Raw genomic sequence first — 22,873 nt, forward strand, 5'->3', positions numbered from 1 at the left:
CCAATCGCTTCAACCTGCGGGCTGCGTCGCCAGATGCCGCGCCAGCGCCTCGCGCGCGCGGCGGGCGCTGTCGGCATCCACGCGATCGGCCAGCAACTGCCCGAGCTGCTGCATCTGCTGCGCCGACAGGCCGACATTCATGCTGATGCGGATGTGCGCCTGCAACTGCGACTCGACGCCTGCGAGCGCGGCCAGCATGCTGACCGTGGCCACCTCGCGGCTTTGCCAGTCGAGGTTGTCGCGCTCGAAGATGTCGCCGAACAGATGGGTGCGGAGGTATTCGTTCGCCACGGGTGCGAAGTCGAAGAGCGGCCCCTGCACCGGCGCGCCCGACAGCTTGGTCTGGTTGGCGGTTCCCGCGGCCAGCAGGGCTTCGCCCTTCGGAATCGGGCGGCTGGGTGCGCGGCCCGGCGCATCCTTCACGCCGCGCTGCTTGCGCGCTTCCACGACCTTCATCAGCTCACCGAGCGCATTGAGGCTGCGCGGAAAACCGGCGTAGGCGTAGAGCTGCACCAGCACTTCCCTCGCATCGCTGACGGTCAAGCCGGCGTCCAGCCCCTGGTTCAGGGCGGTGTTCAATTTGGCGATGTCGCCGGCGGCTGCGAAGGCTGCGATCGGCACGATGGCCTGCTGCGCGGCCGACAAGGTGTCGGAGGGAGGTGTATTTGTCATGCGGGTCGACTCCTGGTTTGGGGATGCATGGCCGACGGATGCCGTCAGCCCGAAGGCCATGGCGGCGGCCATGGCTGCCGCGGTGCGGCGCTTAACGTGCGTGGTATTGCTCATCGCCCACCTTCTCCATCCATTCGACGTTCTTTCCGTCCACGGTGCCGGTCACGGCCAAGTGACTCATCGCAGTGGTCGGCGCCGCGCCATGCCAGTGCTTGACGCCGGGCGGACACCAGACCGTGTCACCCGCACGGATTTCCTGTACGGGCTTGCCCCATTCCTGCGTCAGCCCCACACCCGACATCACCACCAGCCGCTGGCCCGCGGGATGGGTATGCCAGGCAGAGCGCGCGCCGGGCTCGAAGGTCACCATGCCGCCCGAGGCGTTGATCTGCGCATTGGCAGGCCACACCGGATCGACCCGGACGCGCCCTGTGAAGTACTCGGCGGGCCCGGTCGCCGAAGGCTGGCTCCCTGCGCGGGCGACCTGCTGCACGGTGGCGGTTTGCGGCTCGGCACCGCCGGCCTGGAGCGATGCGGCGCAAAGCGCGGCGTAGCACAAGGGTGATTTCATGGGATGTCCTTTCTTGCTGGGTGGGTGGGTTGCAGCGGCATCGGGTCGCGCGTCGGGGTGCACCGGCAGGGGCGGCGCCTTCGGCGGCGGCCGCATCGCGCAACGCCATGGCCCACGGTCGTTGACTGAGGTCAAGCGTAGGCGCGCATGCCCGCGATGACTAGCCACGCCGGCCCGCATGCACCTATCGATGTGCCGCATGAATCGCGAGCCGTCGTCCTACGTCGCACCGGCAGATCGATTGATGAATGGCGTCGATAGATGCATGCGGCCGCGAAGGTCTGGTCGCGGAACCGGCACATGCCTAGACTTGGCCCGTGAAAACCAACGCCTCGAGACACGCATGCCGCGCGACGACTTCAACGACCTGCTCGCATTTCTCTCGGTAGCGCGCGAGCGCAGCTTCACGCGTGCCGCCGCCAGGCTTGGCGTGTCGCCCTCGTCGCTGAGCCACAAGGTGCGCGGCCTGGAAAGCCGCATGGGCGTGCGACTGCTGACCCGCACCACGCGCAGCGTGACGCCGACCGAAGCCGGCGAGCGGCTGATGGCAACCGTGGCACCGCAGTTCGATGCCGTCGAGACCGAACTGGAAGCCCTCGCCGAATTCCGCGACAAGCCGGCCGGCACCGTGCGCATCACCGCGGTCGACACGGTGGCGGACCTGTTCATCTGGCCGCGGCTCGCGCCGCTCCTGCAGCAGTACCCCGACATCAAGCTGGAGATCGACACCAGCTACCGCATGGTCGACATCGTCGAGGAACGCTACGACATCGGCGTGCGCACCGGCGAAGCCATCGACCGCGACATGGTGTCGGTGCGCCTCACGCCGGACTTCCGGCGCCTGATCGTCGGCGCGCCCGCTTATTTCGAAAACCACCCCGAGCCGCAAACGCCGCAGGACCTTCTGCAGCACAACTGCATCACCCTGAGGCTCGCCACGCGCGGCGGCCTCTTTGCGTGGCCGCTGATGCGCGCGGGGCAAGCCGAGCGCGTGCAGGTGCAGGGGCAACTCACCTTCAACGGCACCTACCAGATCCTGCAGGCGGCGCTGGACGGCTGCGGCCTCGCGTTCACGCCGGAGTACCTGGCCGGGCCGCATGTGCAGGCCGGTCGTTTGCGCTGCGTGATGGAGGAATGGTTTCCCACCTCGCCCGGCTTCTTCATGTACTACCCGAGCCGGCGCCAGAAGACGCAGGCGGTGGCGATGGTCATCGAGGCGCTGCGCCTGGGCGATGCGCCGGGTTGAACTGCGGCGCGGTGCGCAGTGCCTCGATGATCAGCGCCAGCGTGCGCGTCGACTGACGCCGACTTGGGTAGTACGCGTGCAGGCCAGGGAACACAGGCGCCCAGTCCTGCAGCACGGCCTTGAGGCGCCCCGCCTCCAAGTGAGGCTGGACCAGGTCTTGCGGAACGAAGGCCAGCCCGCAGCCGCTCAGTGCCGCGTTCAACATCTGGTAGACGCTGTGGAAGGTGGCTTGGCCGCTCACGTTCACCTGCAGCTCGCGCGCGCCGTTTCTCAGTTCCCAGGCGTACAGGCTGCCGCTGGAGGCCAGGCGCAGCGTGATGCAGTTGTGCGCCAGCAATTCTTGCGGCGTGGCCGGCACGCCGTGCGCGGCCAGGTAATCGGGTGCGCCGACGATCAGCATCCGCTGGTCGGGCATGAGGCGCACGGCGACCATGTCCTTGGCGACCTGGTCGCCCCAGCGCACACCGATGTCGAAGCCCTCGGCCACGATGTCGACCATGCGGTAGTCGGTGCTGATCTCGATCCTGAGATCGGGGTACTCGGCGATGAGCGGCCTCAGCCGCGGCCACAGCAGGGTGTCCACCACATGGTCGATGGCCGTGATGCGGATGCTGCCGGCCGACTTGGCGCCGAGTTCGCTCATGGCGGCCACCTCGGATTCGATGTCCTGCAGCCGCGGCGCCACCGTCTGCAGCAGGCGCTCGCCGGCTTCGGTGGGCGCCACGCTGCGCGTCGTGCGCGTCAGCAGGCGCACGCCCAGGCGGGTTTCGAGGGCACGGATCGTGTGGCTCAGCGACGACTGCGACACGCCCAGCTTGGAGGCCGCGCGCGTGAAGCTGCGCTCGCGCGCCACCGCCATGAAAGCCAACAAGTCACTGATCGAGTCACGCGCCATTTGATCGCTAGGTTCGGTGATGCGGCATTCTGTCACCGGCCCGCGCTTGCACTACCCGCGAAGGGCAGCCGCTTTCGCGGCGCGCGACCGCGTCAACCCGAAACCTGCTTGCAACTCTTGGATTGCTGCGCTTGCACCAACAAGTTAGACCTGCGCTCGGACTCGTTCATGTGACTCGATGCATCGATGTAGCGAGCGGCAATGGCAAAGGGTATGACGATCTTCCAGGAATTGCTCTTGGCCTCTGCCGAACGCTCCTGCGTCACCTGCTCTTGGGCCAGCTGGTCTGAAATCGCCCGGCAATCGAGCGAGGAAAACTGCGTTTCCGGCATGCTGCTCTTGGGGATGTTCGTGCAACCCGTCACGAGCAGAATGAGCGGGAGCGACACCAGCAGCGCATATCTTTTATGGATCATTGATCTCTCTTTTGAAGTGAAGGCCTCCTCGGCCTGGGACGGAATCGGTTGTCGGTCAAGCGGTGCACAGGTTCGGCACGGCGACCTTCTGAAAGAGATGCGGCCGGGCCACCATCGACGCCGGATGCGCCTTGACCTTCTCCCGGAAGCCGGGGTGCTTGAAGGCCGCGCGCCATGCCGCCGCGGATTCGAAGACGGCGTAGTTGAGGTACGTCGGGCTGTCTCCCAGCGCGCGGTGCAGCTGTGTCGAGATGAAGCCGGGCTGGCTCTTCATGAAGGCGGCGTCGCCGGCCCATGCCTCCAGGAACGCCGCTTCGTCTTCCGGCGCCATGGTGCAGAGATTGACCAGCACGATGGGGCCGGCATCGATGTCCATCTGGCGGCTGATCGGAAATGACGGGTCGAGCGGCTCGAGGTCGGGCATGTTTTCGGTTCCTTGGAAAAAATCAAAGTGCTGCCGGATCGCCGGGTCAGCGGGGCGACATGTCCCCTCGGCCCCAGCTCATGGTGTCGATGAGGAAGCCTGATTGGGACATGCCCTCGTGCCAGTTTCTGGCACCAGTCGGAGCCCCTGGCATGTCGGACTAAAGAGCGGCTTCGGGGACGCAGCCCATCAGGCCTTCAACTCGTCACCATTGATCGGAAGCCTGCGCATCCGCTTGCCGGTCGCTGCGGCAATCGCATTGACCACGGCGGGTGCGACCGGCGGCAGGGCGGGCTCACCCATCCCACTGGGGGCTTCCGTGGACGCTACGAGGTGAACCTCGACCTTGGGCATCTCGTAGATCCGGATCGGCGCGTAGTCGTGGAAGTTGGATTGCTCGACCAAACCGTCTTTCAACGTGATCTCCCCGTGAAGGGCCGCCGACAGCCCGTAGCCGATCGATCCTTCCGTCTGCGCTCGCACGTTGTCGGGGTTGATTGCGATGCCGCAATCGACCGCGCTGACGATGCGATCCACCTTGAGGCTGCCGTCGGCCTTGACCGTCACCTCGGCCACGTGCGCCACATAGGAACCGAAGGACTCATGCACGGCCACGCCGCGGCCGCGTCGATCGCCAGGTGCGCCAGCGGCCAGCGGCATGCCCCAACCGGCCTTCTCCGCAACCAGTCTCAAGACAGCGGCGTGTCGAGGACGCTTGTCCAGCAGGGACAGCCGGAACGCAACAGGGTCCTGTGCGGAGGCGGCCGCCACTTCGTCGATGAAGGTTTCCGTCGAAAAGGCCGTATGGGTGGATCCCACCGCGCGCCACCACAGCACCGGCACCGGAATGTCCTTCGGCGTGTGAAGGTCCACCTGAATGTTGTCAAACGCGTACGGCAAGTTGGCTGCACCTTCCACCGACGTGGGGTCGACGCCGTCCTTGACCCGTCTGGCCATGGGCGTACCGGCCAGGATCGATTGACCGACGAGTCGATGGCGCCAGCCCGTCGGGCGCCCTTGCGCATCGAGCGCCGCTTCCAGGACATGATGGAACGCCGGGCGGTAGTAGCCGGCTCGCATATCGTCCTCGCGCAGCCACACGAGCTTGATCGGCGCGCGGCCCTCGATGGCCTTCGCGATGTTGACGGCCTCAAGCACGTAGTCCGATGCCGTGCTGGCCCTTCGGCCGAAACTGCCGCCGGCGTAAAGCATGTGGATGGTCACCTGCTCGGGCCTGATGCCGAGCAACGCAGCAACGCTCATCTGATCGGAGGTATGAGACTGCTCGCCGTTCCAGATCTCGCAACTGTCCTTGCCCAGGCGCACGGCGCAGTTCAGCGGCTCCATCGCCGCATGCGCGAGGTAGGGGAAGTCGTAGGCGGCTCGGAGCACGCGGGTCGACGCTGCGAAAGCGGCATCGGGGTCGCCGGCCTTGCGTGCCATGGCACCCGGAGACTTCGCGAGTTCACGATAGCGCTGAAAGATCTCTTGCGACCCCAGCTTGAACGCGCCGGAGTCGTCCCATTCCACCTGCAGCGCGTCGCGGCCTTTCTTGGCGCTCCAGGTGTCTTTGGCCAGGACTGCCACGCCGCTGGGGATCTGGATGACATCCACCACCCCGCGGACGGCTTTGGCCTGGGTTGCTTCGAAGGACTTCACCTTGCCACCGAAACGCGGCGAATGCGCGACGACTGCCGTCAGCATGTCGGGCAGGTGCACATCCTGTGTGAACCGCGCAGTGCCGTTGGTCTTGTCGTTGGAATCCTTGCGCGGGACGTGCTTGCCGATGAGCTTGAAGTGTTTCGGGTCCTTGAGCACGACCTCGGCCGGCACCGGCTGGCGGGCCGCCGCCGCCGCGAGTTGGCCGAAGGTCGCCTTGCGCTGCGTCCGTGAATGCGTCACGACGCCGTCGCTGACGCCGAGTTCCTCTGCCGGCACTTTCCACTGCTGCGCGGCGGCTGCGACCAGCATGGCGCGCGCAGATGCTCCCGCGCGCCGAAGCTGGTCCCACGAGTTCGCCATGGCCGTGCTGCCACCGGTGCCTTGCGTCGGCCCCATGCGCAGGTTGTTGTAGCGACTGGCATCCGCCGGAGCGCCCTCCACGCGGACTTGTGCCCACGCTGCGTCCAGTTCCTCGGCGACGATGGTGGCCAGGCCCGTGTACGTGCCTTGGCCCATTTCCAGGTGCTTGGAAATCACGGTGACGGTGTTGTCGGCGGCGATACGAACAAAGGCATTCGGCTCGAAGGCCCCGGCACGGGCGCCTGCATCGGCGCTTCGTGCCCGCGGCAGGTAGACGGCGAGCGTGAGCCCGGCGGCGCCATGCAGGAAGCGGCGCCGGCTTTCGTTCTCGATGCGAATGGAGATGGTCATGAGGGTGTCCGCCGTTCAAGCCAATGACTGGGCTGCTTCGTGGATGGCCGCGCGAATGCGGACATAGGTCGCGCAGCGACAGAGGTTTCCCGACATGGCGCCGTCGATGTCGGCATCCGTCGGTTTGCGGTTCTTTTCAAGCAGCGCCACGGCGCTCATGATCTGGCCGGACTGGCAATACCCGCATTGCACGACGTCGAGGCGACGCCAGGCCGTCTGCACGGCCTTGGCCACGCCGGCTTGGCCCACGCCTTCGATGGTGGCGACCTTCTTGCCGGCGGCTACCGACACAGGTGTGACGCAAGACCGGACCGGCTCGCCCTCCAGATGCACCGTGCACGCACCGCAGAGGGCCATGCCGCAGCCGTACTTCGTGCCCGTGAGTTGCAACGTGTCCCGCAGCACCCAGAGCAACGGCGTGTCGGGATCCGAATCGATGGGGGTCAACTTGCCGTTCACCGTGAAATTGATCGTGGGCATTTCCAATCCTTTTTGATGAGTTCCCCAAACGCCTTCGATCCGGCAGATCTGGGTTCAGGGTTTGAATCGAGGCGCAAGAAGCCCCGGATCGGCGTCGTCCTGACGCCTCTTCAGCGCTTGAGCGACGACATGTCGATCACGAAGCGGTACTTCACGTCGCTGCGAAGCATGCGTTCGTAGGCATCCTCGATCTGCTGGATGCCGATCACTTCGACGTCGGAAGCGATGTTGTGCCGGCCACAGAAATCCAGCATTTCCTGGGTCTCGGCGACGCCGCCGATGAAGGAGCCCGCGACGGCCCGGCTGCCGTAGACCAGTGGAGCGGTATTCAGTTGCTCCTGCAAAGGTCCCATGTACCCCACGAGCACCAGCGTTCCATCGAAGGCCAGCGTCGGCAGATAGGGGCCGAGTTCGTGAACGTAAGGTACGGTGTCGATGATCAGGTCGAAGCGTCCCTTCCAGGCCGCCATCTGTGCCGCGTCGGACGAAATGACGACGCGATCCGCGCCCAGACGGCAGGCGTCGGCTTCCTTGTCCGGCGAGCGTGTGAACAAGGTGACGTCGGCGCCCAGGCCCTTGGCGAGCTTCAATGCCATGTGCCCAAGCCCTCCCAGGCCCACGACGGCAACACGGCTGCCTTGTCCGACTTTCCAGCGCCGCAAAGGCGCCCAGGTGGTGACCCCGGCACACAGGAGCGGTGCGGCGCCTGCCAGCGCCATGCCTTCGGGCACTTTCAGGACGAATTTGTCCGAGACGACGATCGACTCCGAGTAGCCGCCGAAGGTCGGCGTGTGGTCGTGACGGTCGATGCTGCTGTAGGTGAAGGTCGGTGACTCTTCACAGTGCTGCTCGTGTCCACTGCCGCAAGCCGCGCAGTGCCTGCAGGAATCCACCATGCAGCCGACGCCGACGGCATCACCCGGCTTGAATCGGCTGACCTCCGGTCCGACATCGCGCACGCGACCCATGATTTCGTGGCCGGGCACGATGGGATATCGAGACACGCCGCGATGATCGCGAACCTGATGCAGATCGGTGTGACACACCCCGCAGTAGAGGATGTCGATCACCACGTCGTCAGGCCGTGGCTGCCGACGCTCGAACTGGAACGGGGCGAGAGGATCGGTCGCGGAGTGCGCCGCGTAGCCAAGTACGTTCATGTCAGCGTTCGCCTTGCATGCTTGCATGTCCGCAAAATCGGACACCGGTTGGGGTGACGCGCTGCTCATCGAGAAGCGCCATAAGCGGGCGGACGGCGACATCGAGCTTGCGGGCCTGTTCAGAGAATTCGTGGTGCTCGACTTCTGCGCGACCGACGCGACGCATGCTCAGAACTCCTGCCGCGTCGGGCGAAACAGGATTTCGTTGATGTCCACGTCTTCAGGCTGGCTGATCGCGAACAGCACGCAGCGCGCGAAGCTGCTCGCAGGAATCGCGTTGTGCTCGTAGAACGCCTGCATGGCCTGCGTCATGCCTTCAGCCTTGGTGGAGGCGGGCAACTCTGTGTCTACAGCGCCAGGCGAGAGGATGGTGGAGCGGATGTTGTACGGCTTGAGCTCCTTGCGAACGCCTTCGGAGATGGCACGCACCGCGAACTTGCTCGCGCTGTAGACGGCACCGCCTGCGCTCACGATGTGGCCAGCCACTGACGAGACGTTGATGATCTGCCCGCTCTTTTGCGCCTTCATGGGAGGCAGCGCTGCAGCGATGCCATGAAGCACGCCCTTGATGTTCACGTCGATGGTCTGGCTCCACTCGTCCACGCGCAGCATCTCCAGCGGCGAGAGCGGCATCACCCCGGCGTTGTTGAGCATCACGTCGATCCGCCCGTGGGATTCGATGGCACGGGCGACCAGCGCCTTGACCTGATCGAGGTGCACGACGTCGGTCTGCACGATGCTCTCGGCACCGAGGCCGAGTTCTTCTGCCAGGGCCTGCAGCCGATCCAGCCGCCGTGCACCCAGCACAACCTTGGCGCCGGCGCGCACGAGATGGCGTGCCGTTTCCGCACCCAGGCCACTGCTGCCGCCGGTGATGACGACCACCTTGTTTTCGATTCCTTGGGTCATGTATTTCTCGCTTGAAGTTGGGTCACAGGCCCAGCAGACGCTCGGCGTTGCCGTGGGCAATGAGGGCCTTGTCCGCGTCGCTGACAGGCAGGCGCTCGATGAAGGCTCGCGCGCCGTCCAGGCTTTGATACGGATAGTCGATGGAATAAAGAATGCGCTCGGCACCCATCAGCGCATGAATGAACTGGAAGTGCGGCAGCGTGAGCATGCCGCTGGGCGAGACGTACACATGCTCGCGGTAGGTCTGCACGATGGGACGCCTGAGGCTCGAGGCTTCCTGAGGAATGGAGTCTTCCAGCCGTTGAAGGAAGAACGGCACCATCTCGCCCCAATGGCCGCTGATGACCTGCAGCCCGGGGTGCCGGTCGAAGGCGCCTGCGAGCAGCATGCGCAAGACCTGGATGCCCGACTCGTTGTGCCAGCCCCAGGCGAACATGGCCAGGCGCGCGCTGAGCTCGCGCTCGAGGCCGCCGTAATACGGCGCCTGCACGGCCGGCAGCGGCAGGCCGGGGTGCACGTACAGCGGCACCTTCAATTCGCTGAAGGCCGCAAGGATCGGCTCGTAGCGCGCATCGTCCAGGAAGGTGTCTCCGGGGCGGCCGTTGATGAGCGCGCCCTTGAGTCCGAGCTCTTTCACCGCCCGCTCCAGTTCGCGCGCAGCTGCCTCGGGTGCCTGCCAAGGCAGCGTGGCAAAGCCCGCGAAGCGCGTGGGATGCGCCCGCGCCGTTTCGGCCAGCTTGTCGTTGGCAGCGCGGTTCAGCGCGATGGCCTCCGCTGCGGGCAGCAACTGCGGGAACCCGCCATAGGAGAGCACCTGCATGTCGATGCCGGCGGCATCCATGTCGGCCAGGCGCGCAGGCCCCATCTCCAGCCCCTTGCGAGCGGACTCGCTGGGCGCAATGACATGCGGGCGGCTCGGGTCGACCACGTTCTGGCCGTCCACCACGCGGCTGCCCCAGTCGCCAAAGTAAGGCGCCTCGGCGCGCACCAGCGCCTGGGTGGCGCCACCGATGGCACGGTCAAGCACGTGCTCTTCGACACAGATCAGTTTCACGCGATCCCCTTGAAAGCTTCAGCGGCCTTATGCCAACAGCGCGTCGCGCAGCGCGATGCCCAGGCTCGCGGCGGACTGCGGGTTCTGGCCGGTGATGAGCCGTCCGTCGACGACCACGTTGTCGGCCCAGTTGGCGGCGTTCTGATGCTGCGCGCCGCGTTCGTTGAGCGTGGACGCGAGCAGGAAAGGCACGACGTTGGTGGATTCCACCTCCTCTTCCTCGCCGTTGGTGAAAGCAGCAACCCGCTTGCCAGCCACCAGCAGGCTGCCGTCGGCGCGGCGCGCGTTGACCAGGGCCGCCGGGCCGTGGCACACGGCCGAGACGATGCCACCGGCCGCATCGATCTCGCGGATGGCCTTCTGCGCGGCCGCGTTGTCGGGGAAGTCCCACATCGTGCCGTGGCCGCCCGCAAAGAAGATGGCCGAGTAGCGCGACGGGTCCACGTCGTCGATGCACAGCGTGTGGGAGATCGCATGGCGGAAATCGGCATCGGCCCAGTAGCGGGCGATGACCGGGTCTTTCATGTCCTCCAGCCCATCCAGCGGCGCATCGCCACCCAGGATGGAGGCGAACTCCACCTGGATGCCGGCTGCCTGCAGCTTTTCCAGCGGATGGGTGACTTCGGCCAGGTTGTAGCCGGTGGGAATGCCCGTTGCGCCCTTCACAGCATTGCTGCTGACGACGAAGAGGATGGGCTTGAGTTCGGAGGCTTGCTTGGTCATGGTCGTAGGTTCCTGTGTTCGACGCGCCTCAGGCGTTGCCGGGGGCGAAAAGCGATTCCCAGTTCAGGAAGGGGCCCAGCGGGATGACATCCCAATCGAGGAGGCCGGCCTTGGCCAACGGAAATTCGCGCAGCGTCTTCAGAGCGACCTCGGCCGATTCGCACTCGGCAATGATGGCCACGCCGGGGCGGTCCTGGCGGAAGTAGATGTCGCGCACGACACCGCCCTTGTAGAGCTGCCAGGCGTGGCGGGCTTCATCCTGCATGTGCGGCTGGTACTTTTCCAGGGTGGCACCGGGCGCGGGGATATCGAGGCAAAGAAATTTCATGAAGAGGCTCCTTGGTGAAAACGCATCAAGCGGGTTGAAGTCAGCGAACGGTCCGGGTCTTGCGGTGCCCCAGAGGGGCGGCAGTTCCTGCGCCGCGGCGGGAGAAGAACGGTCAGAGGAAGAGAGTTATCCGGTGGGCTTTGTCGCCCAGGATTCTCGTTTTTCTCTTAAAAACGATGTTAAGGTAGAAAAATACGATCCAATGTAGAAAAACATTCCCCTGCGGGACTGCTCAGATTCGCCAATGGGTCCCCACGCAGCTCCGGCTAAATTTGAGAGGCCCCGACCGCGCTAGGTGTTGTCGCGCTGGTGGCAGGGAAGCCCGTCTCGCCATTCCTTGACGAGCTGCCGCCGCGCACGCGGATAGCGTTCGTCCAGGAAATCGACCGTCACGATGCGGTCCGTGCGAATACGGCAGAAGTCGCCGCTCTCCTCGCACCACGCGGCAATCAACCGCTGCGATTCGACGAAGCCGAGCATGATCGGCCAGAGGGTCAACTGCGAAACGGCCCCGCTGTCGTCCGCGTATCCGATGTGCATCTTTCGCTGCTCGCGCATGGCCCGCCGCACCTGCGCCAGATCGAAGACCGAGGCTTCTTTTCTCTTGCGAAAGATGTAGAGCGCGTTGTCGTCCAGCTCCGCCCTCATCTCGGCCGGAAGCACGCCATTGATTTTTGCGAGCGCGTTCTGCACGGCAAGTGCCAGGGCTTCGTCGGCGTGGCGGCTGACCCACTGCGCACCGACCACGAGTGCCTGCACCTCTTCCTCGGTGAAAGACAGCGGCGGCAGCAAAAAGTCGGGCCGCAGGATGTAGCCGACGCCGGCCTCGCCCTCGATGTGCGCCCCGATGGACTGCAGCGTGGCGATGTCGCGGCGGATGGTCCGCAGCGACACGCCCGTCTCGCGCGCCAGCACTTCGCCGGACACGGTTCCGCGATGCCGGCGAAGCACCTGCATGAGATCGAACAGGCGGTGGCTTCGCGACATGTCAGGCCATCGCCACGAGGCCCTTGCCGGCGAGCTTGCGGCCCGCTTCGAGCGCGGTGACGAGGTCGATCGCCTCGTTCAGGGGAACGATCTCGGCGATCGGCATCCGGAACCTGCCCTCCCCCGCGGCACGGGCAAGGCTGTCGAGAATGTCGGGCCGCGGCGTGCAGACGACCGGCTTGAGCCGCCGGTTGAAGACCGCACGGATGAACTTGCCCGGCGTGGGATCGAGGTCCAGGAACACGCCGTCCTCGCGCAGCAGGCCCAAGCCCTGGGCGGTCGTCATCGTGGCCGCCGTGTCGTAGACGACGTCGAAACGCTCGCGCAGCTTCGACAGGTCGGTGGTCCGATAGTCGAAGATGTTCTGCAGACCGAGGGCCCGCGCCCGCCCCATGGCTCCCGCGCTGCAGCTGCCCGAGACAATGGCCCCGTGCATTCGCGCAATCTGGACAGCCGCTTCGCCGACCGCGCCGGTGCAGCCGTTGATGAAGACGTGCTGGCCGGCCGTCAGCTTCGCCTTGTCGACCAGCCCGTTCCACGCCGTGACGCCGGGGGTTCCAAGGCAAGCCGCATCCTCGAAGGAGATGTTGCCGGGCTTGATCGCCAAGGCGGTTTCGTTCGCGATCACGGCTTCGCCCAACGCGCCGCTTTCCTTGAAACGCGCAAGCCCGAACACCGCATCGCCAGGGACGAAGCGCGTGACGCCCGGCCCGACGGCGGTGACCGTGCCGGCGAAGTCGAACCCCATGGCGCGCGGGAACGCCTTGCCCGTGACGATCTTCATCTGGCCGTTGCGCAGCTTCCAGTCGATGGGGTTGATGGCTGCGAACTTGACCTTCACGGCCACCTGTCCTTGACCGGGCGCCGCCAGTTCGAACTCGTCGAGCCGCATCAACTCCGGACCGCCGTACATGTTGTATTGAATGCGCTTCATGACCGGTTGCTCCTCGCGAACGATTCAGCGAAGTCCCGGAGCACCGCGCACGCAATTTCCGGTGCGGCGCTGTTGGCTTGAGTCACGATATTTCCTTGTGTTGCCTGAGAAATTTCAGTCTAGGCAGCGCTGGTGCCAGGTTTTGGCACCAGTCTTTTCGTGGCGCGCGCTCCAACCGATCCTTATTGCCCCGCATTCCCACAGGCGCTTTCGGCAGGCATACTAAGTAGAAAAATACTATCCAATGTAGAAACGTATTCCCATGCCCAATGATCTGAATTCCCCAATGTATTTGGCCAAGGCGCCACCGGAACGCCAGGAGCGGCTCGACGGCGTGACCTTGTTCGTGGACGTCGTGCGCCTCGGAGGCTTCACCCGCGCCGCCGAGCACCTGAGCCTCACCCGCTCGGCCGTGGGCAAGGCGATCGCGCGGCTGGAAGCGCGCCTGGACGTGCGCCTGTTCCATCGCACCACGCGCGTGCAAAACCTCACCGAGGACGGCCAGATCTATTACGAGCACTGCCTGCGCGCGCTCGCGGAGCTGCAGGCAGCCGAGGCGCAGATGGAGTCCGGCCGGCACCAGGTGGCGGGCCGTTTGCGCGTCTCCATGCCGGTCTTGTTCGGCCGCCATTGCATCGCGCCGATCCTCCTGGAACTCGCACGCGAGCATCCATCGCTCGAATTGCTCCTGAGCTTCAGCGACCGGCCTGTCGATGTGCTGGCCGAGGGCTTCGACCTCGCCGTTCGCAGCGGTTTCCTCGGCCATGACAGCGAAGGCCTGCGCGCGCGCAAGCTGGTGGTGCAGCGCAAGCGCGTGTGCGCCTCGCCGGCCTACCTGGCCGCGCACGGACGGCCGCAGAACACGGGCGAGCTGGCCTCGCACAGCGTCCTCATCTACCGGCGTGCCGACCGCATCAACACGTGGCAGTTGCCCGATGCGACGGGTCGCATCACAGAGATGCCGCTCACGTCGCGCCTGCAGCTCGACGACCTGGAGTCCATTGCAGACGCGGCGACGGCCGGCCTCGGCCTTGCGTGGTTGCCCGAATGGCTGGTGAAGGAGCGCCTGCGCACCGGGGCGCTGGTCAGCGTGCTGGACGACCAGCCCGGCGCCTCGATGGATTGCTATGCCCTCTGGCCCGCTGCGCCGCACATGCCGCTGCGCCTGCGGCTGGCGGTGGATGCGCTGGTGGAACAACTGCCCAAGGTATTGGGTGTGCCGGCCGAAGGCGGTTAGCGAGGCGCGTAGCTTCGGGCCGGACATGGAGGATCTCCTCGCACGATCGGCTCGCTACTTCTGCTCAACGAGGTCGTAGAGCGCATTGGCGAGCGGTGACCGAACGGAAGAGCGCGACCACACCATGCCGACTTCCCGTGACGGACACGGCGGGGGCAGCGGGCATCGCTTGGTTCGGCCATCGGGCTTTCCAACGGCCGGCCAGTCCGGGAGGATGGAAACGCCGAAACCCTCGGCCACCAACTGCGCGATGTGCTCGATGCCATCGAGTTCGAACCGCACCTTGGGTTTGATGCGCGGCTTCGCAGGTAGTCGTCGGCCATCCTGCCCGCAACCACCTTGCGGTCGTAGAGGATGAACGGCTCGCGCGCCGCGGTGAGCAACGGGTCCTGAACAGTCATCTCTTGCGGCGCAAGAAGAATCAGCGCCTCGCTCCTGAGCATGCGCCACTCGCAGGTCTTGGGCATGGCCGAAGATGGGGTGAACCAGGATGGCCACATCCAGATTGCCGTCCACCACACGCTCGAGCAATTTCGATGACGTTCCGGGCTCGATGTAGATCTGGACGGTCGGGTGCGCGCTCATCCAGCGCCGAAGCAGCGCAGGGACCATGCCCATCAACGCCGTGGGCGTCGCACCCAATCGCAACGGACCCGCCGGCAACCCGGTATCGGAAGCGGCCGAACGCAGTTCTCGCACGCCCCTCAAGACTTCTCGTGCCTGGTCGACGAGGCGCGCGCCGACCACCGTGGGTTTGACCGTTCGCCCGACGCGGGTCAGGAGCTGGCAGCCGATGTCCGCCTCGAGAGAGCGCATCTGCTGCGTCACCGTGGTTGCCGGCAAATCCAATCGGCGAGAGGCATCGGCCACGGAGCCGCAGTCGACCACGGCCACGAAGCTCTGCAGGAAGCGTGTATCCATTCGACGGATTTTGCGTCATCTGAACCATAGGAAGACACCTTTCTTGAGCAGTCATTGCTCGGCAAAGTTGCGCCCATCAATCCCGATACCCTCCCAAGGAGTCCAAATGCCCATCATCCAATCCATCGAAGTCTGTGTTGCGCGAGTACCGCTGGAAAAAGTCACTTACCTCTCGAACCGCACGGTGGTCGACCGCCACTACGGCCTGGTCAAGATCCGCAGCGCCGACGGCGTCGAAGGCATCGGCTTCTGCTATGTCGGCAACGCAGCCGGCGAGCTCTTCCGCGTCGCCGTCGAGCAACTGCTGGCGCCTGTGCTGATCGGGCGCGATTCGCTGGCCGTCGAGGGGTTGTGGAAAGACATGTACCAGGAGGCGCTCTTGCAGGGCCGCATGGGCACCGTCATGCGCGCCCTGAGCGCACTGGACATTGCGCTGTGGGACCTCAACGCGCGGACTGCCAAGCTGCCGCTTCACAAGTACCTCGGGGCCGTGGAACTGGAGACTGTCGCGGCCTACGCGAGCGGCGGCTACTACGTGGACGGCAAGACGGCCGAGCACGTCGGCGAAGAAATGGCCGGCTACGTCGAGCTGGGCTTCAAGGCAGTCAAGATGAAGACCGGCCGCTGGAGCCCTCAAGGCGAAGAGTCACGCGTCAAGGCCGCCCGCGAAGCCATCGGACCGGACGTCGAGCTGATGCTCGACTGCAACAACGGCTGGATCGATACGGTGCAGGCAATGCAGTACCTGCGCCGCATCGAGCAATACGACCCGTACTTCATCGAGGAGCCGTTCGGCCCCGACGATGTCGAAAGCCACGCGCGCCTCGCCAAGCTGACCCGCATTCCGGTGGCGACTGCGGAAATCGGCTACGGCCGTTGGTACCACAAGCACCTCCTGGACATGGGTGCCGCGGCAATTCTGCAAACCGATGCTGCCGTGTGCGGAGGCATCACGGAGTGGAAGCGCATCGCCGCCATGGCTGCCGGCTACGGCATCCAGATGTGCCCCCATTGGTTCCACGACGTGCACGCCCCCTTGGTGGCGTCCACGCCCAACGCACGCTACGTCGAGTTCTTCTGGGACGACCAGGTGCTCAACTTCCGCCGCCTGTTGGACCGCCAGCTGGAACAGACCAAGGGTCGCGTCGTTCTGCACCAGACGCCCGGCCTGGGCTTCAACTTCGACGAGGCGCAGGTCTCGAAATTCGGCCGTTGGACCCAGGTCGGCACCTGAGCCGTCGGAGGGGATGAACACAACAAGGAGACACCCAATGCACCGAAGACACTTCCTTTCAACGGCCGCCGCCGCGGGAGCGCTTTGCGCGCACCCGGCATTCGCCCAAGGCAAGCTGCCGGCCGGACCCGTGCGAATTCTCGTGGGCTTCTCCGCGGGAGGCGGCACGGACATCCTGGCGCGCATCGTCGCGAACAAGCTCAATGTCCTGTGGGGCATCCCGGTCATCGTCGAGAACAAGGCGGGCGCCGCGGGTCTTATCGCAGCGGCCGAGGCGGCAAAGGCGGCTCCCGACGGGAACACGCTCATGATGGGCCACATCAACGCTTTGGGCATCGCGCCTGCGCTCTACCCCAAGCTCGGTTTCTCGCCGGACAAGGACTTCGCGGCGATCGCGCTGGTGGGACAGACGCCGCAGGTGTTGGTCGCGAGTCCCAAGTCGGCAGCAACGCTGCCTGCGTTGCTCGAGCAGCTCAAGAAGAAGCCCGGGGAGGTGAGCTTCGGCTCGTCGGGCACGGGCTCGGCGCAACACCTGGCATTGGCCTTGTTCGAGCAGTCGGCGAGTGTCTCTGCGCTGCACGTTCCTTACAGAGGGGCCGCCAACGTGATGACGGACCTGGTCGGAAGCCAGATCGACTACGCGTTCGAAGGCATGACCACCGCATCACCGTTCATCAAAGGCGGAAAAATCAAGGCCATAGCGCAGACCGGCTTGAAGCGGGCGAAGGCCTTCGCCGATGTCCCCACGGTTGCCGAACAAGGCTATCCGGGTTTCAACGCCAGCATCTGGTTCGGCCTCGTCGGGCCCGCCAGGATACCGGCGGACGTGGTGGCGCGCATCAACAACGACGTCAACCAGGTGCTGAAGATGCCGGATGTCGTGAGCAGGCTGGAAGAGTTCGGCGCCGAAGATGGCGGCGGCACGCCGCAACGCTTCGACGCCTTCATGCGTGACGAGCGCGCCAAGTGGGCCAGGCTCGTTCAGGCGCGCGGTATCAAGGTCGACGCCTGAGGGGCGCCCTCGTCAGGTGACGTCACATCACGTCAAAAGAAAAAGCGCCGGGCACCAGCGCTCGTGCATCGCCTGTTCCAGGGCACTGGCAAGCATCAACTCGGAGACACAACATGAACATCACCCGTCGTTCGGCCCTCGTGGCCGGCGCCTCGCTCGTGGCAGGCGCGTCCTGGGGCCAAGCGCTGCCCAACAAACCCATCACCCTGGTCGTTCCCTTCGCTCCCGGGGGCAACGCCGACATCGTGGCGCGCTGGATCGCGGTGCCGTATGCCAAGCTGTTGGGACAGAGCGTGATCGTGGACAACCGGGGCGGTGGAGGCGGCGCCATCGGGACCGCCCTCGTATCGAAAGCGCCGGCCGATGGGGCGACGCTGCTGGCGGCCACGCCCGGCCAGCTCGGCACATTGCCTCACATGTTCAAGACGTCGTACAAGCTGGAAGACTTCGTTCCCATCGGCGTTCTGAGCAAAACCTCCATTGCCGTCGTGGTTCGAAACGGCGATCCGCGTTTCAAGACGCTCGAGGAGTTCATCGCCTACGCCCGCGCCAATCCCGGAAAGCTGAACGTGGGCCACGCCGGTCCCGGATCGCCCAACCACCTGGCCATGCTGCAGTTCGAGAACGCTGCAAACTGCCGCTTCACACCGGTCGCCTACAAGGGCTCCGGTCCCGCGTTGATCGATCTGCGTGGGGGCACCATCGATGTCATGTTCGATCAGATCAGCAGCTCCCTTCCTCATCTGAAAGCAGGCACCCTGACCACGCTGGTGGTGCTCGGCCTCACGCGCGACGTGGCAGTGCCCGACACACGCACCCTGAAGGAAGCAGGCCTCCCGGAATTCGACGCCAGCACGTACATTGGCCTTCTTGCGCCCAAGGGTGTCTCGGCTTCGGTTGTCGCGGCCCTCACCGCCGCGGCACAAAAGGTCGCCAGCGACCCGGCGTTCGACCTCGGATTGAAAGCGATCGGCAGCGGCGCCCACTATGAGGACCCGAAGCACTTCGCCGAGATTCTCAAAGCGGACGAGGCCTTGGCGGTCTCGCTCGTCAAACAAGGACGATTGGTCAATGAGTAACGACAGTCAAGCGGCAGCGCAGCCATGGTGGGACTGCCATTTCCATGTGTTCGACAACGCCCGCTATCCGGTTGCGCCGGGCGGGGCCTACGTTCCCGAGGACGCACCGCTCGACGCGTTTCGACAGGTGTGCGAATCAAGAGGCATCCAGCGCGCCGTCCTGGTTCACCCCAGCGTTTACGGGGCCGACCACTCGAGTTTCGAGGATGCGCTGGCCACGAACGGCGACTGGCTCCGGGGCGTTGCCGTCGTGTACCCCGACGCGGCCGTCACCTCCGATGCGCAGATTGCCCGCTGGCACAAGCTCGGCGCCTGCGGGACTCGCATCAACCGGCTTTTTCCAGGTGCGCCGAGCGACATCGAAAGCGTCATCGACCGGGTGAAGCCCTTCGGGTGGCATGTCCAGGTGCTGGTCGACCTGGTGGAGGACCTTGGCCTGGTCAAGCAAATTGCAGCCAGCGGCATGCCGGTCGTGGTCGACCATTTCGGCCATCACCCGGTCGATGAGCTGCTGCGCAGCGCCGCTTTCGCGGACCTGCTGGCGCTCATGCGTGAGGGGCAGGCCTGGGTCAAGCTGTCGGGTCCGTACCGGGTGCAGCGGACCGAGGGACCGTGGCGCTCGCTGCGCCCGCTGGTCGATGCGATGGTCGCCGCGAACTCCCGGCGGCTGGTGTGGGGAAGCGACTGGCCTCATCCGCCGAGCGCCAAGCATCCATTTCCTTCGCCTGAACCGTCCGAGATCGGTCTGACCATCCCCCACTGGCTGGACGGGCCTGAACTGCTGAGACGTGTCATGCATGAAAACCCCGGTGTGCTTTACGACCGCAACCGGCTTTGATGACCATTATTGACAATATAGTGTCATATTGGCATCATTGCATCCGAAAATCGATCGGCTAGAGAGTTGTCGCGCACTGGGCTGTGATGAGGCAAACCCGGCCGTTTCGAGAGCAGCAGGAGAAAGGTTGCTCCAGGTTTCCGGTGCGACCGAAAGCACTTCATCCATCACCGCCACAGAAAATGACACCCATCTCGGTCATCTCGTTTCCATCGCCCCATGACTGGCCCCTCTGGGTGGCGCAGGAGTTGGGCTTCTTTGATCGCAACCAGATAGCGGTTTCACTGACCCAGACGGCCGATTCGAAGTTTCAGCTGGCAGGGTTGATCGACGGGAAATTCGACGTTGCGATGACAGGCATCGACAACGTCGTCGCCTACATGGAAGGCCAGGGCGAAGCGCCGACCCAAGCGTCCCCGGATATCTTCGCTTTCATGGGCGCCAGCAACAAGGCGTTCCTCCGACTCGTGACCGTGCCGGAGGTCACGCGCGTGGCCGACCTCAAAGGCAAGCAGGTTTCGGTCGACGCCTTGACGACCGGCTACGCATTCGTGCTGCGCAAATTGCTGGAAGAAGGCGGTCTCGCGCCCTCCGATGTCGAGTTTGTCAGCGTTGGGGGATTGCGGCAGCGCTACCAGGCGCTGATGGAAAAGAAGCAGGCCGGCACGCTCCTGATTTCGCCGATGCATGTGGCTGCTCAAAAAAGCGGATTCAACATTCTGGCCAACGCGGAGGATGTACTCGGGCCTTATCAGGCTTCAGTCGGCGCCGCGCGGCGAGATTGGGCCAGGCACAACCGGGCCGCGTTGGTCGGCTACATCCGCGCGTACATGGACGCCATCGCATGGCTGCGCAATCCTGCCAATGAGGCACGGGCCATTGCGATGCTTGGCAAGAACATGCCGGGCATGACCGAGCCGATGGCCGCACAGGCCTATGAAGTCCTGCTGAATCCGGAGAATGGGCTTGATCCTCGCGCGCCCATCGACATCGAGGGAATCGCAACGGTGCTGGCACTGCGCAGCGAGTATGCGGAGCCGCGAAAGTCTCTGTCCGAAGCAGGCAAGTACTACGACCTGCAGTACCACACAGATGCAATCAGCCTGGGGTCGAACGGCTTCGGGAACTGAGCGCTCGACAAGACCCGCGCCCCCTGCCCCACTGGGGCTCCGGCCGACGACACAAAGTGAACCTCGGGACCCGGCACAACATCCGTGCCGGGCGAATTGGCGCGGGTCTTCGCGCAGCGACCCGCTCGTCGTCCGACGGCTGAAAAGACCGATCGGCATCACCCATTTGGCCGATATCGACTTCGACGATCTGGCATTGAATTCGCCCAAAAATTCAATTCATATCAATTGCGGGCCGCAATGTTTATTTATTGGGACAAGACCGCAATCACGCAATCTGAAAATGTAAAAAGATACGCGTTATCACCAATGAAATTCGACAACCACGATCCTAAAGTGGCGGCAGGCCGAATTGTTGAAGGCAGTTGCCAGCCGGGATCGAATGGATGAAAGTGCAGGCGCATAGGAAATTCTTACACAAGAATTCTTGAATGCACATTGCACGATCGAAAGGCAATAAATATCAATGACTCAGCCTGTTGGTTAGCGTGATTTCCCGTCAGGATATTTGATGGTTTGGGCCATCGATATCTTTTTTATATTTTCATAAGAGGGTAAAAATGAACAGCTTCTTGAGAAGGTCGACTGCGGGTGTTCTGGCCATTTCGGCGGGTCTTGCTTCGGTGGTGGCACCGCTCACGACAACAGTGGCGTCGCGTATCGGTATTGCGGCGGCAACCAGTGCGGTTGCCCTGGCAGTCCCGATGTCGGCCCAGGCGCAATCGGGAAAGCGGATTTGCGGAACTGTTTTTGGATTGCGGCTCAACCAATCCGGCTCCGGTAAAGCGGGCTTCATGATGGAGGTCTCGAAATACGACCCCATCACTTGCGGGGCGCTGTTGGCTACATGGGTGACGATCACGGGCTTGCCCAGCAGCTTGCAGTCGTACGCCCAAGGGCTTCTCAATATCCAGGCGGGTGTGGGTACGGGTATTGTTGGCAATTTGCGAGCAATGCAAACATGCGAAGCCTTCTCGAGTTCGGTCGGCGCCAACACCGGTGATGTTTGCTTGCAGATGCAGGATTATAAAATCTACAAATTCGTGTCGGCCAACGGGATTTACGGTCAGTCCAAGCTCTGATCTGCCTGAATTGGGCCGCCGGATTTGCTTCAGGCAAATCCGGCGGCTTTTTTATTGATTCTTCGACCCAAGGCAGAGCGGGCAAGACGGCGCCGCTCCAATCCATTCATTTGAAACAGGTTTCGCGGTACTCGCTGGGTGCCACGCCGAACCAGCGCTTGAAGGCCTGCGAGAAGCTCGAGAGGCTGCTGAAGCCCAGCCGTTCGGCGATCTCGGTCATCGTGAGCAGCCTGTCCTCGAGCAGTTGCTCGGCCGTGGTGCGGCGGGAGTCCATCAGCAGCGTTCTGAATGAAGTGCCCTCCTCTTTCAGGCGCCGCTTCAATGTCCGCTCGCTGGTGTCGGTCAGTCTCGCCACCGAGGCCAGATCGGGCGGGGCTCCTTCGGCCGCCAGGTTCAGGCATTGCTCGATGATGGCCTTGGTCCCCAGGCGCACACGCCTGCGCTCCATCAGCTGGATGCACATCTGTTCGCACATCGACACCGTCACGGGGTTGGCCTGCGGTGTGGGGCGATTCACCAGCGCGCGATCGAAAGCCAGACTGTTCGACAGACTGCCCAACTGCGGCTTCACTCCGAAAAGATCGGGAACATCGAGCTCGCACTTGCCTCGCCATTGCGGCTGCACCTTGAGCGTGAAACGCGCCAGCGACATGTCTCCCCTTGCCAACTCCCCGATCAGCGCGGCAACTGCGGCCATGCAACGCTCGAGCAGAAATTGCTTCAGCACGTCGTGGACATTCGCTTCACCGAAACTGAAGACGGCCAGCCCATCTTCCTCGTGGAAGGAAATCTCGTAGAAGGCAAACGTCAAGGCAGCGAAGCGCAGTGCAAGCTTGATGGAGTCGCAGATCGTGGCGCTGCTGAGAAAGCCACAACCCAGATAGCCGTACATCTGCGTGCCGTATCGCTTCCCCACTTCGAACCCGAGCCAACGGGGGCGCTTGAGAAGACGCAGCAGATTGCTCGCCACGCGCAGTTCCTGCGCCGCATGGATTTCCGCCTGGGGATCTTCCAATCGCTCCACCGACAGCTTGCTGCCCTCGAGCAATTTGATCGCCGGGTGGCCCCGCTCCTGTCCGAATTCCATCATCAAACGCGCACTGGCCGGGCTGCGCGTGTAGTCCCAGAAGCTCATACCTTCGTACCGTTCAAGTGATGCACCAACTGG

The 22,873-nt window shown here is 64.2% G+C and carries 27 protein-coding genes; 10 read left to right on the plus strand and 17 right to left on the minus strand.

What is annotated here, in order from left to right:
* Positions 1-9 precede the first annotated feature (9 nt).
* Positions 10-786: a carboxymuconolactone decarboxylase family protein gene (locus tag NWF24_RS14570; RefSeq protein ID WP_375338456.1), complete on the minus strand. Its 777-nt coding sequence runs from the start codon at positions 784-786 to the stop codon at positions 10-12.
* The gene (locus tag NWF24_RS14575; RefSeq protein WP_258354778.1) at positions 764-1,243 is read right to left on the minus strand and encodes a (R)-mandelonitrile lyase; all 480 of its coding nucleotides are present in this window, start codon (positions 1,241-1,243) and stop codon (positions 764-766) included. Before NWF24_RS14575 ends, NWF24_RS14570 begins: the two co-directional genes overlap by 23 nt.
* 343 nt (positions 1,244-1,586) lie before the next feature.
* Between NWF24_RS14575 and NWF24_RS14580 the strand changes: the two genes are divergently transcribed.
* On the plus strand, positions 1,587-2,489 hold the full coding sequence (locus tag NWF24_RS14580; protein WP_258354779.1) for a LysR family transcriptional regulator: 903 nt from the start codon (positions 1,587-1,589) through the stop codon (positions 2,487-2,489).
* On the opposite strand, the gene NWF24_RS14585 is transcribed toward NWF24_RS14580, so the two are convergent.
* The 11 genes from NWF24_RS14585 to NWF24_RS14635 form a co-directional block, all read right to left on the minus strand.
* Complete coding sequence (locus tag NWF24_RS14585) at positions 2,452-3,384, minus strand: LysR family transcriptional regulator (RefSeq protein WP_258354780.1); 933 nt, start codon at positions 3,382-3,384, stop codon at positions 2,452-2,454. The two genes, NWF24_RS14580 and NWF24_RS14585, sit on opposite strands and share 38 nt — an antisense overlap.
* 92 nt (positions 3,385-3,476) lie before the next feature.
* Positions 3,477-3,800, minus strand: coding sequence for a hypothetical protein (locus NWF24_RS14590; protein WP_258354781.1), 324 nt, complete (start codon positions 3,798-3,800; stop codon positions 3,477-3,479).
* A gap of 55 nt (positions 3,801-3,855) precedes the next feature.
* On the minus strand, positions 3,856-4,224 hold the full coding sequence (locus NWF24_RS14595) for an antibiotic biosynthesis monooxygenase family protein (RefSeq protein WP_258354782.1): 369 nt from the start codon (positions 4,222-4,224) through the stop codon (positions 3,856-3,858).
* 189 nt (positions 4,225-4,413) lie between these two features.
* Entirely contained in the window at positions 4,414-6,597 is a 2,184-nt protein-coding gene (locus NWF24_RS14600; RefSeq protein ID WP_375338457.1) for a xanthine dehydrogenase family protein molybdopterin-binding subunit, read from the minus strand.
* A 15-nt stretch (positions 6,598-6,612) separates the two neighbouring features.
* Positions 6,613-7,077, minus strand: a complete 465-nt coding sequence (locus NWF24_RS14605) for a (2Fe-2S)-binding protein (protein WP_258354783.1) — start codon at positions 7,075-7,077, stop codon at positions 6,613-6,615.
* A gap of 110 nt (positions 7,078-7,187) precedes the next feature.
* The gene (locus NWF24_RS14610; protein ID WP_258354784.1) at positions 7,188-8,237 is read right to left on the minus strand and encodes an NAD(P)-dependent alcohol dehydrogenase; all 1,050 of its coding nucleotides are present in this window, start codon (positions 8,235-8,237) and stop codon (positions 7,188-7,190) included.
* A 1-nt stretch (position 8,238) separates the two neighbouring features.
* The gene (locus tag NWF24_RS14615; RefSeq protein WP_258354785.1) at positions 8,239-8,403 is read right to left on the minus strand and encodes a hypothetical protein; all 165 of its coding nucleotides are present in this window, start codon (positions 8,401-8,403) and stop codon (positions 8,239-8,241) included.
* Between the two features lie 2 nt (positions 8,404-8,405).
* On the minus strand, positions 8,406-9,146 hold the full coding sequence (locus NWF24_RS14620; protein WP_258354786.1) for an SDR family oxidoreductase: 741 nt from the start codon (positions 9,144-9,146) through the stop codon (positions 8,406-8,408).
* A gap of 22 nt (positions 9,147-9,168) precedes the next feature.
* Positions 9,169-10,200, minus strand: a complete 1,032-nt coding sequence (locus tag NWF24_RS14625; RefSeq protein ID WP_258354787.1) for an amidohydrolase family protein — start codon at positions 10,198-10,200, stop codon at positions 9,169-9,171.
* A 27-nt stretch (positions 10,201-10,227) separates the two neighbouring features.
* Positions 10,228-10,923: a type 1 glutamine amidotransferase domain-containing protein gene (locus NWF24_RS14630; protein WP_258354788.1), complete on the minus strand. Its 696-nt coding sequence runs from the start codon at positions 10,921-10,923 to the stop codon at positions 10,228-10,230.
* A gap of 28 nt (positions 10,924-10,951) precedes the next feature.
* Complete coding sequence (locus tag NWF24_RS14635) at positions 10,952-11,251, minus strand: superoxide dismutase (RefSeq protein ID WP_258354789.1); 300 nt, start codon at positions 11,249-11,251, stop codon at positions 10,952-10,954.
* On the opposite strand from NWF24_RS14635, the gene NWF24_RS14640 reads away from it, so the two are divergent.
* Positions 11,250-11,459, plus strand: coding sequence for a hypothetical protein (locus NWF24_RS14640; RefSeq protein WP_258354790.1), 210 nt, complete (start codon positions 11,250-11,252; stop codon positions 11,457-11,459). The two genes, NWF24_RS14635 and NWF24_RS14640, sit on opposite strands and share 2 nt — an antisense overlap.
* 83 nt (positions 11,460-11,542) lie before the next feature.
* Here the strand turns inward: NWF24_RS14640 and NWF24_RS14645 are convergent, their stop codons facing one another.
* On the minus strand, positions 11,543-12,238 hold the full coding sequence (locus NWF24_RS14645; RefSeq protein ID WP_258354791.1) for a helix-turn-helix transcriptional regulator: 696 nt from the start codon (positions 12,236-12,238) through the stop codon (positions 11,543-11,545).
* 1 nt (position 12,239) lies between these two features.
* Positions 12,240-13,172 carry an NAD(P)-dependent alcohol dehydrogenase gene (locus tag NWF24_RS14650; RefSeq protein ID WP_258354792.1) on the minus strand — a complete coding sequence of 311 codons (933 nt, stop codon included), beginning with the start codon at positions 13,170-13,172 and terminating at the stop codon, positions 12,240-12,242.
* Positions 13,173-13,458: 286 nt separating this feature from the next.
* On the opposite strand from NWF24_RS14650, the gene NWF24_RS14655 reads away from it, so the two are divergent.
* On the plus strand, positions 13,459-14,409 hold the full coding sequence (locus NWF24_RS14655; protein ID WP_258354793.1) for a LysR family transcriptional regulator: 951 nt from the start codon (positions 13,459-13,461) through the stop codon (positions 14,407-14,409).
* Positions 14,410-14,463: 54 nt separating this feature from the next.
* Here NWF24_RS14655 and NWF24_RS14660 read toward each other — a convergent pair whose 3' ends face one another.
* Positions 14,464-15,330, minus strand: a complete 867-nt coding sequence (locus tag NWF24_RS14660; protein ID WP_258354794.1) for a LysR family transcriptional regulator — start codon at positions 15,328-15,330, stop codon at positions 14,464-14,466.
* A 106-nt stretch (positions 15,331-15,436) separates the two neighbouring features.
* Between NWF24_RS14660 and NWF24_RS14665 the strand changes: the two genes are divergently transcribed.
* The 7 genes from NWF24_RS14665 to NWF24_RS14695 all read left to right on the plus strand — a co-directional run bounded on the left by NWF24_RS14665 (position 15,437) and on the right by NWF24_RS14695 (position 21,705).
* Positions 15,437-16,564, plus strand: coding sequence for a mandelate racemase/muconate lactonizing enzyme family protein (locus tag NWF24_RS14665; protein WP_258354795.1), 1,128 nt, complete (start codon positions 15,437-15,439; stop codon positions 16,562-16,564).
* A gap of 37 nt (positions 16,565-16,601) precedes the next feature.
* Positions 16,602-17,576 (plus strand): Bug family tripartite tricarboxylate transporter substrate binding protein, encoded by a 975-nt coding sequence (locus NWF24_RS14670; RefSeq protein ID WP_258355295.1) that lies wholly within the window; start codon positions 16,602-16,604, stop codon positions 17,574-17,576.
* A 113-nt stretch (positions 17,577-17,689) separates the two neighbouring features.
* On the plus strand, positions 17,690-18,655 hold the full coding sequence (locus NWF24_RS14675; protein ID WP_258354796.1) for a Bug family tripartite tricarboxylate transporter substrate binding protein: 966 nt from the start codon (positions 17,690-17,692) through the stop codon (positions 18,653-18,655).
* Positions 18,648-19,493 carry an amidohydrolase family protein gene (locus tag NWF24_RS14680; RefSeq protein ID WP_258354797.1) on the plus strand — a complete coding sequence of 282 codons (846 nt, stop codon included), beginning with the start codon at positions 18,648-18,650 and terminating at the stop codon, positions 19,491-19,493. The genes NWF24_RS14675 and NWF24_RS14680 overlap by 8 nt, the downstream gene beginning before the upstream one ends.
* Before the next feature lie 182 nt (positions 19,494-19,675).
* A complete protein-coding gene (locus NWF24_RS14685; RefSeq protein WP_258354798.1) occupies positions 19,676-20,623 on the plus strand; it encodes an ABC transporter substrate-binding protein in 948 nt (315 codons plus the stop codon).
* 84 nt (positions 20,624-20,707) lie between these two features.
* Complete coding sequence (locus NWF24_RS14690) at positions 20,708-21,013, plus strand: hypothetical protein (protein WP_258354799.1); 306 nt, start codon at positions 20,708-20,710, stop codon at positions 21,011-21,013.
* A 170-nt stretch (positions 21,014-21,183) separates the two neighbouring features.
* A complete protein-coding gene (locus NWF24_RS14695) occupies positions 21,184-21,705 on the plus strand; it encodes a hypothetical protein (RefSeq protein WP_258354800.1) in 522 nt (173 codons plus the stop codon).
* Between the two features lie 106 nt (positions 21,706-21,811).
* Here NWF24_RS14695 and NWF24_RS14700 read toward each other — a convergent pair whose 3' ends face one another.
* Positions 21,812-22,840 carry an AraC family transcriptional regulator gene (locus tag NWF24_RS14700; RefSeq protein ID WP_258354801.1) on the minus strand — a complete coding sequence of 343 codons (1,029 nt, stop codon included), beginning with the start codon at positions 22,838-22,840 and terminating at the stop codon, positions 21,812-21,814.
* Positions 22,841-22,873: the final 33 nt, after the last annotated feature.

This window comes from Variovorax paradoxus, from assembly GCF_024734665.1.
Lineage (GTDB): Bacteria > Pseudomonadota > Gammaproteobacteria > Burkholderiales > Burkholderiaceae_C > Variovorax.